The 15,879-nt window shown below is 25.7% G+C and carries 15 protein-coding genes and 3 pseudogenes; 16 read left to right on the forward strand and 2 right to left on the reverse strand.

The genetic code is table 11. The features are described 5' to 3' along the window. Positions 1 to 246: 246 nt before the first annotated feature. Entirely contained in the window at positions 247 to 1,125 is an 879-nt protein-coding gene (locus NBW53_RS02330; RefSeq protein ID WP_250278518.1) for a polysaccharide deacetylase family protein, read from the reverse strand. A gap of 102 nt (positions 1,126 to 1,227) precedes the next feature. Beyond that, entirely contained in the window at positions 1,228 to 1,467 is a 240-nt protein-coding gene (locus tag NBW53_RS02335) for a metal-dependent transcriptional regulator (protein WP_250278519.1), read from the reverse strand. A 151-nt stretch (positions 1,468 to 1,618) separates the two neighbouring features. Here NBW53_RS02335 and NBW53_RS02340 point away from each other — a divergent pair, with 151 nt between their 5' ends. The 16 genes and pseudogenes from NBW53_RS02340 (at position 1,619) to fliD (ending at position 15,874) form a co-directional block, all read left to right on the forward strand. Beyond that, positions 1,619 to 1,852: a FeoA family protein gene (locus tag NBW53_RS02340; protein WP_250278520.1), complete on the forward strand. Its 234-nt coding sequence runs from the start codon at positions 1,619 to 1,621 to the stop codon at positions 1,850 to 1,852. A 3-nt stretch (positions 1,853 to 1,855) separates the two neighbouring features. Next, positions 1,856 to 2,068 (forward strand): annotated as a pseudogene (locus tag NBW53_RS02345) (FeoB small GTPase domain-containing protein); the annotation flags it as partial. A gap of 133 nt (positions 2,069 to 2,201) precedes the next feature. Then, on the forward strand, positions 2,202 to 2,486 hold the full coding sequence (locus NBW53_RS02350; protein ID WP_250278991.1) for an ArsR/SmtB family transcription factor: 285 nt from the start codon (positions 2,202 to 2,204) through the stop codon (positions 2,484 to 2,486). 154 nt (positions 2,487 to 2,640) lie between these two features. Continuing rightward, positions 2,641 to 3,603 carry a permease gene (locus tag NBW53_RS02355; protein WP_408647044.1) on the forward strand — a complete coding sequence of 321 codons (963 nt, stop codon included), beginning with the start codon at positions 2,641 to 2,643 and terminating at the stop codon, positions 3,601 to 3,603. Positions 3,604 to 3,637: 34 nt separating this feature from the next. Next, a pseudogene (locus NBW53_RS02360) lies at positions 3,638 to 3,966 on the forward strand (thioredoxin family protein). Between the two features lie 4 nt (positions 3,967 to 3,970). Next, positions 3,971 to 4,390: an arsenate reductase ArsC gene (locus tag NBW53_RS02365; protein WP_250278523.1), complete on the forward strand. Its 420-nt coding sequence runs from the start codon at positions 3,971 to 3,973 to the stop codon at positions 4,388 to 4,390. A 158-nt stretch (positions 4,391 to 4,548) separates the two neighbouring features. After that, on the forward strand, positions 4,549 to 6,420 hold the full coding sequence (gene feoB, locus NBW53_RS02370; RefSeq protein ID WP_250278524.1) for a ferrous iron transporter B: 1,872 nt from the start codon (positions 4,549 to 4,551) through the stop codon (positions 6,418 to 6,420). A 110-nt stretch (positions 6,421 to 6,530) separates the two neighbouring features. Then, positions 6,531 to 6,998, forward strand: a pseudogene (ispF, locus tag NBW53_RS02375) (2-C-methyl-D-erythritol 2,4-cyclodiphosphate synthase); the annotation flags it as partial. Positions 6,999 to 7,043: 45 nt separating this feature from the next. Continuing rightward, a complete protein-coding gene (gene cysS, locus NBW53_RS02380) occupies positions 7,044 to 8,456 on the forward strand; it encodes a cysteine--tRNA ligase (protein ID WP_250278525.1) in 1,413 nt (470 codons plus the stop codon). Then, positions 8,456 to 8,848: a Mini-ribonuclease 3 gene (locus NBW53_RS02385; protein WP_250278526.1), complete on the forward strand. Its 393-nt coding sequence runs from the start codon at positions 8,456 to 8,458 to the stop codon at positions 8,846 to 8,848. The genes cysS and NBW53_RS02385 overlap by 1 nt, the downstream gene beginning before the upstream one ends. 47 nt (positions 8,849 to 8,895) lie before the next feature. Then, the gene (gene rlmB / locus NBW53_RS02390) at positions 8,896 to 9,690 is read left to right on the forward strand and encodes a 23S rRNA (guanosine(2251)-2'-O)-methyltransferase RlmB (protein ID WP_334302893.1); all 795 of its coding nucleotides are present in this window, start codon (positions 8,896 to 8,898) and stop codon (positions 9,688 to 9,690) included. 16 nt (positions 9,691 to 9,706) lie between these two features. After that, positions 9,707 to 10,228, forward strand: a complete 522-nt coding sequence (locus NBW53_RS02395) for an NYN domain-containing protein (RefSeq protein WP_250278528.1) — start codon at positions 9,707 to 9,709, stop codon at positions 10,226 to 10,228. Positions 10,229 to 10,532: 304 nt separating this feature from the next. Continuing rightward, positions 10,533 to 11,390, forward strand: coding sequence for a flagellin N-terminal helical domain-containing protein (locus tag NBW53_RS02400; RefSeq protein WP_284345826.1), 858 nt, complete (start codon positions 10,533 to 10,535; stop codon positions 11,388 to 11,390). Positions 11,391 to 11,482: 92 nt separating this feature from the next. Further along, positions 11,483 to 13,282: a motility associated factor glycosyltransferase family protein gene (locus NBW53_RS02405; protein ID WP_250278529.1), complete on the forward strand. Its 1,800-nt coding sequence runs from the start codon at positions 11,483 to 11,485 to the stop codon at positions 13,280 to 13,282. A gap of 11 nt (positions 13,283 to 13,293) precedes the next feature. Then, complete coding sequence (locus NBW53_RS02410) at positions 13,294 to 13,623, forward strand: hypothetical protein (RefSeq protein WP_250278530.1); 330 nt, start codon at positions 13,294 to 13,296, stop codon at positions 13,621 to 13,623. 61 nt (positions 13,624 to 13,684) lie between these two features. Beyond that, a complete protein-coding gene (gene fliD, locus NBW53_RS02415; RefSeq protein WP_250278531.1) occupies positions 13,685 to 15,874 on the forward strand; it encodes a flagellar filament capping protein FliD in 2,190 nt (729 codons plus the stop codon). Positions 15,875 to 15,879 lie beyond the last annotated feature (5 nt).

Below are 15,879 nucleotides of genomic sequence, written 5' to 3' on the forward strand. Positions count from 1 at the left end.
AGACTGTAGATAAAATATTTTATGAGTAATTTTTTTATTTTTATGCTTTGCATAAAAATTCTAATCACAATATGAGGCTTTGCCTCGTATTGTGTAAAAAGCTAGATTTATAGGGGCTTTAGCCCTTGTGCGAATAAATCAGCTTTTTTTCATACAGTATTTCAAAAAAATAATCTTGTTATTTTTTTGAAAGGTTGTCGACTTTGTCGACAACCTCAAAGGTGTTAATTTTAACACCTTTTTTATTTATTTTAATATATCTTTAAAAAACTGTTCAGTGCTTATACCATTAGGGCGGTTAAATCTTCCTAAATTATAAAGAAAATCGGGGTTATTTTTATCTACTAAATTTACAACTTGAGCACAATTAAAAATAACAGAAAATCCTAGCTCTTTTATTATTTCTTTAGTTTCTTTACTATATTTACCAAAAGGATATGTAAATATATTTGAGTTATATCCAGTATAATTTAATATTTCATCTTGTAATTTTAATACATCTTTAGATAAGAAACTTTTGTATTCTTCAAAGCTTTCTAAAGATTTTTTTTTACAACCTTCACGTCCTTTATCTGTACTATGTAAGTCATATGTATGATTACCTATTTCTACATATCCACTATCTGAAAGCTCGTTTATTTGTTTCCAAGTTAAATAAGAATAGTTTATGTTATGGTCTTCATTTTTACTAAAAGTATCTGTAAAAGACCCTACAATAGATAAAACTGCTTTTAAATCATATTCTTTTAATAAAGGATATATATATTCATAGAAACTCTCATGACCATCATCAAAAGTAATCATAATAGGTTTTTCTGGTAAAGGTTTATTGTTATATACATAGTCTAAAAGTTGTTTAACACTTATTGTTTCATATCCTTTTTCTTTTATATAAATAATGTCTTTTTCAAATTGTTGTGGGCTAATTGTAAAATCATTTAATCTTTTTTCATTTTCTAATATGTGGTGATACATTATGATGGGTAATTTAATAGCAGTATCATTATCAACATTATTATAGCAAGGGGTAGTATTATTATAAAGATATGAAAAAGATAAGATAAGGTTAAATAATAATACTAAAAATAATGTAACATTAATTATTATTTTTTTTTGTTTAAACATTGTTTTCCTCCATATTTTTTAAAAAATTTTCTATATTGATTATTGTTTCTTTATCAAAAAAATGTTCTATTTGTTCAACTAAATATAAGTTATCTTTTTTATTTATATTATAAAAAAATTACATAATATATTATGTCTTTTTAAAAGATAACAACCAAGTTCTTTACCTTCTTTTGTTAAATAAATAAGACCATATTTTTCTTTTTCTACTAAATTTAAAACTTTTAGTTTTTCTATCATTTTAGAAACAGATGAAGCTTTAATATTTAATAAGCTAGCAAGTTCAGTTATTTTAACATATTCTTTATTTGTTCTGTATATCATTTCTATATAATCTTCCATAGCAAAAGTTATAACATTATTTCTTTCTAAATCATATGCTTTTTGAGTCTTAAATATAAAATCATCTCCTTTATTTGTAACAGTTTAAAAATTTTTTAATATAATATATAAAAGTTTCCTTAAACTAAATATATTAAATAGGAGAATTGATATGAATAAAATAATGTTAAATAGCTTAGATATTGGGGATAGTTGTTATATCAAAAAAATTTTATTAGATAAAAATATAAAAAGAAGGTTACAAGAATTAGGCTTTATAGAGGGAAGTCTTATAAAATGTGTATTAAAAAGTCCTTTTAATGAACCTACGGCTTATTTTGTAAAAGGTACAATGATAGCACTTAGAGAAGAAATAACAAAAAATATATTAGTAGAAAGGGTATAAATAATGAAAGAAAATAAAATATTAACTCTTGCAGGAAATCCTAATGTTGGAAAAACAACTGTATTTAACAAATTAACTGGTATGAAACAACATACAGGTAATTGGGCAGGAAAAACAGTTATAAACTCAAAAGGATATTTTAAATACAATAATGAAGAATATACAATAATAGATATACCAGGGACTTATTCCTTAATAAGTCAGTCTAAGGAGGAAACATATATAATAAGACGTATTTATATTTAATAGGGATATTATAAATTATAAGAAATTTTATATAAAAATTGACAGAGCAGATATAATATGTTATTATCTATATATCAAAAAAAGTTGATTTGAGGTGAGTGATATATTTGAAAAGTATACAGAAGATGCAATTATATTTAAAGCATTTTGTGATGAAAAAAGGCTTGCTATTTTAGAACTTTTAAGAAGTGGAGAAAAATGTGCTTGTATGCTTATAGATGAAATGAATATAGGACAGTCAGCATTATCATATCACATGAAAATTTTATGTGAATCTGGTATTGTAGAAAGTAGACAAGAAGGTAAATGGACACACTATAAACTAAGTAAATTAGGTAGTAACTATGCTTTAAAAAGATTATTAGATATAACTACATCAAATGAATAGAGTATATTAAAAATTAGTCATCTTAAAGATGACTTTTATAAGAAATTATATATCAATTTTTTTTGATATGAAAAATAGGTTGTAATATAAGGAGGAGTTTAAGTTGGAGTTTATTAAACAATTATTTTTATTTATTCAAGATGAAATACTTGGTATGAATTGGTTAAATAATCTTATTGGTAGAGTAATTTCTATGTTAGGTATAGACATTCAAAGTAAAATAGGAGCAAGTATTCATTTTTTTATTTATGATATAATAAAAATAACTGTTTTGTTATGTTTTTTAATATTTTTTATATCTTATATTCAAAGTTACTTTCCACCAGAAAGAAGTAAAAAAATATTGGGGCGTTTTAATGGAATAAGCGCGAATATTGTTTCAGCTTTATTAGGAACTGTTACACCATTTTGCTCTTGTTCATCAATACCACTTTTTATAGGTTTTACAAGTGCTGGTCTTCCATTAGGTGTAACATTTTCATTTTTAATATCTTCACCTATGGTAGATTTAGGTAGCTTAGTTTTATTAATGAGTATTTTTGGTAGTAAAGTAGCAGTTGCATATGTATTAATAGGATTAATAATAGCAATATTAGGTGGTATATTAATTGAAAAATTGCATATGGAAAAATATGTAGAAGAATTTATAAAAACTGCTAGTAGCGTAGATATAGAATCACCTGTATTAACTAAAATTGATAGAATTAAATTTGCAAAAGAACAAGTAACTGAAACATTTAAAAAAGTATTTCCTTATATTTTAGTTGGTGTTGGTATTGGAGCATTAATTCATAATTGGATACCAGAACATTGGATAGAAACAATTTTAGGTAGTAACAATCCATTAGGAGTTATATTAGCAACATTGGTAGGTATTCCTATGTATGCAGATATTTTTGGAACAATACCAGTAGCAGAGGCATTACTTTCTAAAGGTGCAGAGCTTGGTACAATACTTGCTTTTATGATGGCAGTTACAACATTAAGTTTACCATCTATGATTATGCTTAAAAAAGCAATAAAACCAAAATTATTATGGTTATTTATTGGAATTTGTACTTTTGGTATTATTTTAGTAGGGTATTTATTTAATATATTTCATTCATTTTTAATATAAATAATTTTATTTAAAATAAAAGGAGGAATTTTTGATGAATTTATTTAAAAGAAAAAAATCTTGTTCTTGTGGAGATAATTGTACAATGGAAGCAATGAAAAATACTGAAATTAAAAAAATGAAGAAGGTATAAAAGTTTTAGGAACAGGGTGTGCAAAATGTAATGAGCTAAAAAATAATGTTAAATTAGCATTAGATGAATTAGGATTAAATTTAGACATAGAGGCTATTAAAGATTTTGTTCAAATTTCTAGCTATGGAGTTATGTCTACACCAGCGTTAGTATTAGATGGAAAAGTAGTTTCTTATGGAAGAGTTTTAACAGTTGAAGAAGTAAAAGAAATTATTAAAGAAAAGAGATAAAAATATGAAAAATAATAAACTAAAAGTAGCATTTGTGTGTGTTCACAATTCTTGTCGTAGTCAAATTGCAGAAGCATTAGGAAAATATTTAGCATCAGATACTTTTGAAAGTTATTCGGCAGGTACAGAAACAAAGCCACAAATAAATCAAGATGCAGTTCGTCTTATGAAAGATAAATATAATATAGATATGGAAAAAACACAATATTCAAAAATTTTAGAAGATATACCAGAGGTTGATATAGTTATAACTATGGGGTGTAATGTAAATTGTCCACATTTGCCTTGTAAACATAGAGAAGATTGGGGTTTAGATGACCCAACAGGTAAAGATGACATAGAGTTTATTAAAATAATAGATAAAATTTATAATAATATTTTAGATTTATCCAAAAGAATAAAAAATAAAAATATACAAATATAATATTAATTTAATTAGGTTGTAGAAAAGTCTACAACCTTTTATTATAATAAAATTATTACAATAAGTTACTATTTTTGTAGGCTTTAAGTAGCTTTAAAATTTAGTATTTTGTAATTATATAACTTAATTATTTAGTTTTAGTTATAAATTTTAGTTATATGTTGACACAAGCAGATGAAGAAGTAGCGAGAGATTTTATTTGTTTTAAAGATACGTATAAAATAATAATTGTTTGTGATGCAACTGCATTAGAAAGAAATTTATCTCTCGTTTTACAAACAATAGAGGCAAGAAAAAATGTAATATTGTGTATAAATCTTTTAGATGAGGCCAAAAAAAAACATATAAATATAGGTATAAAGAAATTAAGTAAGATATTAGGAATACCAGTAGTAGGTGTAAGTGCTAGAAAAAATCAAGGTATAGATGAACTTTTAGAAAAGATAGAAGAGACTAATAATAATGATATATATTTTGTAAAATATAATGAACATATAGAAAATATTATTAATATTTTACAAGAAAGCTTAAATAACATTAATACAAAAAAACTAGATAAAAGGTTTATTTGTTTAAAGTTATTAGAAAATGATGAAAAATTAATAAAAAATATAAGTGAATATATAGGTTTTAATTTATTAGAAGATAAAAATATTTTAAAATCTTTAAATGACTGTAAAGAATATGTTGAAAAAAATAATATAAATATTACAGATAGTATAACAAAAGAAATATATAATCATTGTGAAAAAATAATAAAACAAACAGTAACATTTGAAAATAAAGATTATTATAAAAAAAATATAAATGTTGATAAATATCTAACAAGTAAAAAAATTGGTATACCAGTAATGTTAATTTTATTAGGTTTAATATTTTGGATAACTATTGTTGGTGCAAACTATCCATCTAGTTTATTATCAAATATGTTTTTTTCTATTGAAGATAATCTTAAATATGCTTTAGAATATATTCATTTTCCAAATTTTCTTGTAAGTATGCTTATAGACGGAGTATATAAAGTTGTAACATGGGTTATATCTGTTATGTTACCACCTATGGCTATATTTTTTCCTTTATTTACTATATTAGAAGATTTAGGATATTTACCAAGAATTGCTTTTAATATGGATAAATTGTTTAAAAAATGTAATACTTGTGGAAAACAAGCATTAACTATGTGTATGGGGTTTGGGTGTAATGCTTGTGCAATAACAGGTTGTAGGATAATAGATAGTGAAAGAGAAAGGCTAATAGCTATTATAACTAATAACTTTGTACCTTGTAATGGACGTTTTCCAACTTTAATATCGATTATATCTATGTTTTTTATAGGTGGTGTTGTAGGAGTTTATAACTCTTTTTTATCTGTATTATTTTTGATACTTATAATACTATTAGGTATAGCTATGACTTTTTTAGTATCTAATATTTTATCTAAAACTATATTAAAAGGAACATCTGCAAATTTTACATTAGAGTTACCGCCATATAGAAAACCACAAATTTTTAAAACTATAATAAGGTCTATATTTGATAGAACATTATTTGTTTTAGGTAGGGCTATTATTGTTGCTATACCAGCTGGATTTATAATATGGATTATGGCGAATGTAACTATACTAGATAAAACACTTTTAGTTTATATAACAGATTTTTTAAACCCTTTTGCTAGTCTTATGGGATTAGATGGTGTAATATTAATTGCTTTTATATTAGGGTTTCCAGCTAATGAGATAGTCTTTCCTATTATAATAATGGCATATATGGGAAGTAATACTCTTATAGAAATAGATAATATATATAAATTAAAAGAACTTTTATTATTAAACGGGTGGAGCTTAAACACAGCTATTTGCACTGCGGTATTTTGTATATTCCATTGGCCTTGTTCTACTACTTGTCTTACAATTAATAAAGAAACAAAAAGTATAAAATGGACTGTTCTTTCTTTTATTATACCTACAATAATTGGTGTAGTAATTTGTATGTTAATAACATTAATTTTTAAAGTATTACAAATTTTTTAATTACGTAATATAAAATATTAAACAATTTTTAAAACATTATATTTTACATTGAAAACTGTGTTAATTTAATGTATAATTTATATAAAACAAAAGGAGGTGTAGTTATGGATATAAGGATAGGAAATGGATATGACGTGCATAGGCTTGTACCTGATAGAAACCTTATAATAGGTGGAGTTTTAATACCTTATGAAAAGGGTCTATTAGGACATTCTGATGCAGATGTATTGGTACACGCTATTATGGATAGTTTGCTTGGTGCTACTAAAAAGGGTGATATAGGAAAGCTTTTTCCAGACAATGATGATAGTTTTAAAAACATTTGTAGCTTAGAGCTTTTAAAAAAGGTATATAATATTTTAAAAGATGATGGATATGAAATAATAAATATAGATTCTACAATTGTAGCTCAAGCTCCAAAAATGCGTCCTTATATAGATAAAATGGAAGAAAACATAGCTATGTGTCTTAATATAGATAAAAATAAAATAAACGTTAAGGCAACAACAGAAGAAGGACTTGGATTTACAGGTGCTTTGGAAGGAATAAGTGCTAGTGCAGTTTGCCTTATAAAAAAATAGTAAGTAATAAATATAATAATAAAAATAAAATAGGAGGAAGATATGAAATTATATAACACTTTAACTAGACAAAAAGAAGAGTTTATACCTATAGAAAAAAATAAAGTTAAAATGTATGTTTGTGGGCCTACTGTATATGATTTTATACATATAGGAAATGCTAGACCTTATGTTGTTTTTGATACAATAAGAAGATACTTAGAGTATAAGGGATATGATGTAACTTATGTTCAAAATTTTACAGATGTAGATGACAAAATTATAAATAGAGCAAATGAAGAAGGTGTTGATACAGAAGTTATATCTAATAGATATATAGAAGAAGCACTAAAAGATGCTAAAGCATTAAATGTAAAAGAGCCAACATATGCTCCACGAGTTACGCAAGAAATAAAAGAAATAATTGAAATGATAGAAACTTTAATAGAACAAAAAAATGCTTATGAAGTAGATGGTACAGTATTTTTTGATACAAAAACTTTTAAAGAATATGGCAAATTATCGGGCAAAAAGTTAGATGAACTAGAAATTGGGTCTAGGATAAAGCTAGATGAGGCTAAAAAAAATGAAACAGATTTTGTACTTTGGAAGCCTAAAAAAGATTGTGAAGTAGCATGGAAATCTCCTTGGGGAGAGGGGCGTCCTGGTTGGCATATAGAATGTTCTGTTATGGCTAAAAAATATTTAGGTGAAGAAATAGATATACACGCTGGTGGAGAAGATTTAATTTTTCCACATCACGAAAATGAAATAGCTCAAAGCGAATGTTGTAATCATAAACCTTTTGCTAAGTATTGGTTACATAATGGATTTATAAACATAGATAATGAAAAAATGAGTAAATCTAAGGGAAATTTCTTTACTGTTAGAGATATATCAAAAGAGGTGGCTTATGATGTTATAAGATTTTTTATCTTATGTGGACATTATAGAGCACCTATAAATTTTAGTAGAGAGGCTATGGAAGCTAGCAAAAAAAGTTTAGACAGAATAAAAAACTGTATAAACAATCTTAATCATCTTATAAATAATGCCACAATAGAAAATATAACAGAAGAAGAAAAAAATCTTGATACGTTACAAAATATAAATAAATATAAAAATACTTTTGAAGAAGAAATGGACAATGATTTTAACACAGCAAATGCAATTACTTGTATATTTGAAGTGGTAAGGCTTATAAATTCTGTTGTATCAGATAAGTCTTCTAAAGAATTTTTACAATCATTATTAAATGAAATATTAACACTTTGTAATGTTTTAGGTATTATTTATACATTAGAACAAGATAGTTTAGATATAGATGAAAAGCAAATAGAAGAGCTTATAGCAAAAAGGCAAGAAGCTAAAAATAATAAAGATTATAAGCTAGCAGATGAAATAAGAGATAGCTTAAAAGAAAAAGGTATTATTTTAAAAGATACATCAAAAGGTGTTTTATGGAGCAGACAATAATGGAAGATAAAACAATAGATATAAAACAATATTCTCCGCTTGCGCTTGCTTATATGGGTGATTGTATATTTGATTTTTGTGTAAGAACATATCTTTTAAAACAGGCTAATATGCCAGCTAATAAGTTGCACCAAAAATCTAAAGCTTTAGTTAATGCTACTAGCCAGTCTAAAATGTATAAAGGACTTATTGACATAGTAACAGAAGAAGAAAAAGCTATATTAAAAAGAGGAAGAAATGCTCATACAAATACAAAAGCAAAAAATGCTACAATGATAGATTATAAGAATGCAACGGGCTTAGAAGCACTTTTTGGTTATCTCCATTTAAAAGGGGAGACAGAGCGTATAAATGAGCTTTTTAATATATGTTTAAAAATAGTAAATGATTAGGAGTATATAAAATGAAAAAGCAAAAGAAAAATAACAAAAATAAAAATATGAAAAAAGGCTCGAAACCAAACACTAAAAAAACATTTCGTAAAGATGATTTTGAAGAAGACGGGTTTCAGCTAGAGGGTAGAAATAGCGTTTTGGAGGCTTTAAACCATAACAAAACTATAGATAAAATATTTGTAAAAAAAGGCGAGATAGATGGTACATTAAAAGTAATAGTTGCTAAAGCCTTAGAGCGAGGAATAATTGTACAAGAAATAGATAAACTTAGAATGGAACAAATGAAAAGAACAAATAATCCTCAAGGCATAATAGCACTTTGTCCGGCACACGAATATTGCGAGGTAGAAGATATATTAGAAAATGCAAAAAAACGTGGAGAAGACCCTTTTGTTATAATATTAGATGAAATAACAGACCCACATAATTTGGGTGCTATAATAAGAACGGCAGATGCGGCAGGAGCTCACGGTGTTATTATACCAAAAAGAAGGGCAGTATCTCTTACGGCTATTGTTAGCAAAACATCGGCAGGTGCTTTAGAATATGTACCAGTAGCTAGAGTAAATAATATATCTAAAGAAATAGAAAAACTTAAAAAACAAGGGCTTTGGATAGCTTGTGCCGATATGAAAGGTACAGAATGCTTTAAGGCAGATTTAAAAGGAGCTATAGGTATAGTTATAGGTAACGAAGGTGACGGGGTATCTCGCCTTGTTAAAGAAACTTGTGATTATTCTGTAAAAATACCTATGTATGGTAACATAGAGTCTTTAAATGCATCTGTTGCGGCGGGGCTTTTAATGTATGAGGTTGTAAGACAAAGAAAATTTTTATAAAAAGGATAGATAGCCAATGAAAAAGGAATATTTGCTTGTAGACGGCTATAATATTATTTTTGCGTGGGAAGACTTAAAAAAAATGTGTGAGCATTCTTTAGAAGATGCTAGAGATAAGCTTATATCTATTTTATCTAATTATCAAGGGGCTAAAGGGATAGAGCTTATTATTGTTTTTGATGCCCATATGGTAAAGGGCAATAGAGGTAGCATAGAAAAAATAGGTAAAACATACATTGTTTATACAAAAGAGGCAGAAACAGCAGATAACTATATAGAACGTATAACAAAAGAATTAGTAAAGGACTGTATAGTAAAAGTAGCTACATCAGATAGGCTAGAGCAAATTATTATATTAGGCTCAGGTGCTATAAGAGTGTCGGCAACAGAGCTTAGACAAGATATAAGATATATGGCAAAAAAAGTATCTAGGAAGATAGAAGAAATAAAGCCTATAAAAAACAACATGCTTTTTGATAATTTAGACCCTAAAACAGCAGAATGGTTTGAAAAAATGCGACAAGATAAAAATTGTTAAAATAATTTGAATATATAATGATATATATTATACAAAAGTTATATTTTATTTAAATATAGTATTAATAGGATTAAATTGCGATATTATTATAATTTTTAAAATAAAAAATAAAAATTTTAAAAAATTTTTAAAAAAGGGGTTAAGTATATAAAAAAAGTGACGATATATAACTTGAAAGATAAATAATTGGCCAATTATACATATCATTTTCAAATTATAATTAAAAATTATAATAAAAATCAAGGAAGATTAAAAATTTATAAAAACAATATTAAAATATTGTTATTCAAGGAGGAAAATTATTATGGCAATGAATACAGTTATTAATACAAATATTAGAGCGTTAAACTCTCACAGAAACTTAGCAATGGTTGGTAATAGACAATCAAAAGCTAGTCAAAGATTATCATCTGGTAAAAAAATCAACTCTGCAGCAGATGATGCAGCAGGTTTAGCTATCTCTGATAAAATGAAAGCTCAAATTAGAGGTCTTGATATGGCTGCTAAAAACTCTGAGGATGCTACAAGCTTAATTCAAACAGCAGAAGGTTCTCTTACAGAAGTAACAAATATGGTACAAAGAATGAGAGAGCTTACTGTACAAGCGGCTAATGATACTAATACTCAAGAAGATAGACAAAAAATTAGTGCAGAAATTACACAATTAGCTGAAGAAGTTGATAGTATTGCTAAAAGAACAGAATTTAATAGTAAAAAGCTTACAGACGGATCTCAATCTAAAAGTGGTTTAGTTTTCCAAATAGGTGCTAATAAATCTCAAGCACTTAGAGTTAAAATTGAATCAATGGATATGAAAGGAATCGGTTTAGAAAACTTTAAAACTAGTTTTGCATCTATAGCTACTAAAGGTAGTGCAGCGAAATTATACTCTAGTAAATTAGATGAGTTGGATTCAGCTCTTGGTAAAGTTGCAACTCAAAGGGCAAATCTTGGTGCTACTCAAAATAGACTTGAATATACAGTAAATAACTTAAATGTATCTAGTGAAAATTTATCTGCAGCTAAATCTCGTATAGAAGATACAGATATGGCTAAAGAGATGATGAACTTAACATCTGCTAACGTATTGCAACAAGCAGCTACTGCTATGCTTGCACAAGCTAACCAAGCACCACAATCTATTAATCAATTATTAGGTTAATTATATATAAGGGCTAGATTTTCTAGTCCTTATAATTATATATAAGGACTAGAAAATCTAGCCCTTATATATAATTATAAGGAGGTAAAATAATGAACAAGGAAGTTTATAAAAATAATATAAAGGCGTATGAAAAAAGATATGGAAAATATGTAGAAATAGAAGAAAATAAATATGAAAATGTATTAGAAGATTGCAAAAGTGGAGATAAGACTCTTAGAATTGAAATAGATAATAAAAAAGTATATTTAAATAGTAAATATAACCCTAAAAAAGAAGCAGAAAAATATTATAGTAATATGAAGAATATTAATTATGGAACAATTATTCTTATTTTTGGATTTGGTTTATCTTATCATATACAAGAATTATTAAAAAAGTTAGAAAATAAAGCCACATTACTTATTTATGAAAATGATTTAGATATGTTTGATATAGTTATGAAAAACATAGATATAAGTAATATATTAGAAAATAAAGAAGTTTTTATTTTTTTTGAAAATTTAAAAAATTTAGAAAACTTACAATTATTTTATAGTGTTGGTGATTATGATGTACAGTATATACCAGTATATAAAGATTTATATATAAAAGAATATAAACAATTTATGGAAGATTGTCTAGAATTTATAAAGATTTATAGGTCTAATTTAGTTACAATAGATTCATTTAAATTAGATTGGGCAAGGAATAATTTTGCAAATATAAGAAGTATTTTTAATTGCTATAAATTAGAAGACTTTAAAAATATATTTAAAGATAAGCCAATAATAGTGGTTGGAGCAGGTCCTTCATTAAATAAGAATGTTAAATTATTAAAAAAAATACAAGGTAAGATTTGTATTATTAGTGCATTTTCTGCAGCTAAAGTTTTAGAAGAAAATAATATAAAGCCTAATTTTCTTACTACTATAGATAGTAGGCAGTATGGAATAAAAGAATTTGAAAAAAATATACCTATAATATGTACAAAAGATGCCAATAAAGAATTGTTACTATCTCATAGAGCAAATAAAATAATTAGTTTAAAAGATGATTATGAGTTTTTAAAAGAAGTAATAGGAGAAAATTTTGTTGAAGATGATGTAACATATGGTTGTGGAACAGTTTCATTTTTTTCAACGGATATAGCAAGATTTTTTGGAGCATCTGAAATAATATTAATCGGACAAGATTTTTGTTGGACAAAAGAAAAAATTCATGCAGATGGAACTGTTCATAAAGCAACAAAAGAATACTTATCTTACCATCATTATAGAATAAAAGAAAAAGATATATATGGTAATACAGTATATGTTAATGAAGCATTCAAAATATATAAAAAAGGATTTGATGAATATACTAAAATATTACCTTATGGAGTTAAGTTAATACAAGCTACAGAAGGTGGGCTAGCTATAGAAGGAGCAGAAACTAGTACTTTACAAGAATGTATAGATATTTATTGCAAAGAAAAATTTTGTGATGTAGAAAATATAATAAACAGTATTTTTAATAAAAATAAAGTCCTAGTTGAAGAAGAAAATGAACTTATTGCTATGTCAAAAGTTAAAAAAGTATATAATGAATTAAAAAAAATGAAAAAATTATTAAAAGAAGCGAGTTGTATTTCAAAAGAATTATTAGAAAATGTAAGAAAATCAGAAATAAAAAATAACCAGTTAATAATAGAAAGGTTAGATAATATAGATATTGAAATAAAGAAGAATGATATTATAAAATCTTTAATTAGTTCTTATACTAATGAAATACAAAGTTATTTTATTATAGATGAAGATGAAGATGAAAAAATTAACTTTGCTATTATGAATGAAAAGTTATATACTAGTATAGATAAAGCCGTTGGTGAAATAATAGAAATGGCAAAAGAAGAAATGGGTTATACTGACTAAGGAGATATATTATGGATAAAATAGAAAAAGAAGAAATTATACCTAATATAAAAGAGTATATTAATAAAGTTAATAATGAAATAGAAAATATTATAAATGAAATAAGAAATAATAATAATATTGACAATTTATTAAATATGCTAGAGGGAATAAGTTATTGTATTAAAGGGTTAGTTATTATAAATGATAGTTTTAGTATAATTGAAGATAATTTAAAATCACAATTAGAAGAAATATTAGAAGGTGTAGAAAATGGTGACTTTAATTTAGTAGCAGATATAGTTGAATATGAAATAGTAGAAATAGTACAAGATTTAAATGAAAATCTTGAAAAGCTATAAATTAAACTATATTTTATGTCGATAAAATTATAGAAGATATTTTTATTTTGGAGGGATAATAATGGCTATATATACATCAAATGCAAATCGTGTAACAGGTCTATCGGGATTGGATATAGACGGTATGATTGATAAATTGATGCAAGCAGAAGGTGCTAAATATAAAAGACTTGAAAAAGAAAAGATAAGTGTTACTTGGGAACAAGAGGCATTTGGAAAATTAATAACATCTATGCAAAGTTTTCAAGATAAATGGTTAGGTACTAGTGTATCTAATAATATTGGATATAATTCATTTTGGAATAACTATACTAATAGCGTAAAAGATGCTAACACAGGTTTGGATAGTAATGTTATAAAAATAAATAATACATCTAATAGTGGTAATTATAACATAAATGTTATACAAAAAGCAGAAACAGAAACTTTAACAGGTGGTAACATTTCTACTAATATAATAACAGATAAAAGTATATCAGATATTACAAATATAATTAATAAATATGGTGATATTAGTTTAAATCTAAATTTAGATGGTGTTACAAAAGAAATAAAAATAACAAAAGATGAAATAAATGGAAAACAATTAGATCAAGTTTTTAATGATAAAGTAAAACAAGCATTTGGTACAACAGATGATGGAAACCAAAAAGTAGTAGCATCTAATGAAAATGGAAAACTTGTACTTAAAGCAGCTGGAGAAGGACATTCTTTAAGTGTATCTGAAGGTAAAGAAAGAACAGAAGGAGTATCTTTTAAAGATAATGGTGCATTAGATTCAAATGCTACAAGTTTTGAAATAACAATAGATGGCTATACAGCTAAAGTAGATTTTAGCTCAGAAGATAATACAGAAGATAAAAAATTAGCAAAGATACAAAAAGCTCTAAAAGAGGCTACAAAACTAGGAGGAACAGAAAAAAAGGATTTAAGCTCTTATGTTTCTATAAGTAGAGAAGGTAGTGATTTAGTTATTAAGAATAATTCTAAATCATCAGAAACTACTGTTGATATTAAAGTTAATGGATCTTCTCAACAACAAATACTTAATCCAACAGGAAGTGTAGAATTAGTAGGGTTTAAAAATAGTAGTACAAGTGTAGGGTTAAATTCTAAATTATCTAATGTTTTTGGTCAGGAATTTGAAAAATTATTTACTAGTGGTAATGATGAATTTAAGTTAAATTTTGGTGGAAAAGATGTTGTTATAAATAAAGATGACACAATACAATCATTAATGAATAAAGTTAATTCTAGTGAAGGTGGCGTAAAGATTAGCTTTAATGAAGTAACTAATAGATTTACATTACAATCTTCACAAAGTGGATCAAGTGGTAATATACAAATAAATGACCAAGCTACAAAAGATTTTCTTAAAAATATTACTAAAATAGATGTAGAAAATAAAGAAAGCAATGCAAAATATATTAAAGGGCAAGATGCAGAGTTTGAAATAGATGGTATCAAAACAACACGTCCATCAAATGATGTTACTATGAATGGTATTAGCTTTACTATCAATGGTACTGGTAAAGTTAATATGTCTGCTACTAATGATGTAGATGGTGCAGTTAAGAAAATAAAAGAATTTGTAGATGATTATAATAAATTAGTAACTGAATTTAATAATGCTTTTACTGAAAATAGACCTAGATCTGGAAAATATGGATATTATGAGCCACTTACAGATGAAGAGAAAAAAGCTTTAAGTGATGATCAAATAAAAAAATATGAAGAGCAAGCTAAAAAAGGACTTTTATATAAAGATGAAAATTTAAATAATTTTTTAACTAGTCTTAGAGATAATATTTATAAATCAGTAGATATAGGCGGAAAAACTATATCTTTACATGAAATAGGAATAACTACAACTAAAAATTATAATGACGGTGGAAAACTTCAGATAGATGAAGAAAAACTTAGAAAAGCTTTGCAAGAACGTGGAGATGAAGTAAAACAATTATTTACTAAATCTGGTAATGGTATAGCTGATAGTATTAAAAAAGATATTAATGATGCTATCGGTAGTAAAGGTTATTTAAGACAAAAAGCAGGTATAAAAGGAACAACGTCTGCTACAAATAATGATTTAACAAAGGAATTAAAAGAAATAACAAAGAAATTATCAGAAGAAAGAGAAAGATTACAAAATAAAGAAATATATTACTTTAAGTTATTTTCAAAAATGGAAGCAGCTATGACCAAAAAAAATAATCAGATGGCTGCTATATTAGGCATGAGTGGACAATAAAAGAG

Origin of the sequence: [Clostridium] colinum (assembly GCF_940677205.1) — a bacterium.
Taxonomy (GTDB): Bacteria; Bacillota; Clostridia; order Lachnospirales; family CAG-274; genus Tyzzerella; species Tyzzerella colina.

Excerpts from the sequence above, each read along its gene's own strand:
- NBW53_RS02385 (WP_250278526.1), top strand. The coding sequence starts at position 8,456 with ATGGAAGATAAAACAATAGATATAAAACAATATTCTCCGCTTGCGCTT.
- NBW53_RS02340 (WP_250278520.1), top strand. The coding sequence starts at position 1,619 with ATGAATAAAATAATGTTAAATAGCTTAGATATTGGGGATAGTTGTTAT.
- NBW53_RS02365 (WP_250278523.1), top strand. The coding sequence starts at position 3,971 with ATGAAAAATAATAAACTAAAAGTAGCATTTGTGTGTGTTCACAATTCT.
- NBW53_RS02400 (WP_284345826.1), top strand. The coding sequence starts at position 10,533 with ATGGCAATGAATACAGTTATTAATACAAATATTAGAGCGTTAAACTCT.
- NBW53_RS02330 (WP_250278518.1), bottom strand. The coding sequence starts at position 1,125 with ATGTTTAAACAAAAAAAAATAATAATTAATGTTACATTATTTTTAGTA.
- NBW53_RS02355 (WP_408647044.1), top strand. The coding sequence starts at position 2,641 with ATGAATTGGTTAAATAATCTTATTGGTAGAGTAATTTCTATGTTAGGT.
- fliD (WP_250278531.1), top strand. The coding sequence starts at position 13,685 with ATGGCTATATATACATCAAATGCAAATCGTGTAACAGGTCTATCGGGA.
- NBW53_RS02335 (WP_250278519.1), bottom strand. The coding sequence starts at position 1,467 with ATGGAAGATTATATAGAAATGATATACAGAACAAATAAAGAATATGTT.
- NBW53_RS02410 (WP_250278530.1), top strand. The coding sequence starts at position 13,294 with ATGGATAAAATAGAAAAAGAAGAAATTATACCTAATATAAAAGAGTAT.
- rlmB (WP_334302893.1), top strand. The coding sequence starts at position 8,896 with ATGAAAAAAGGCTCGAAACCAAACACTAAAAAAACATTTCGTAAAGAT.
- feoB (WP_250278524.1), top strand. The coding sequence starts at position 4,549 with ATGTTGACACAAGCAGATGAAGAAGTAGCGAGAGATTTTATTTGTTTT.
- cysS (WP_250278525.1), top strand. The coding sequence starts at position 7,044 with ATGAAATTATATAACACTTTAACTAGACAAAAAGAAGAGTTTATACCT.
- NBW53_RS02405 (WP_250278529.1), top strand. The coding sequence starts at position 11,483 with ATGAACAAGGAAGTTTATAAAAATAATATAAAGGCGTATGAAAAAAGA.
- NBW53_RS02395 (WP_250278528.1), top strand. The coding sequence starts at position 9,707 with ATGAAAAAGGAATATTTGCTTGTAGACGGCTATAATATTATTTTTGCG.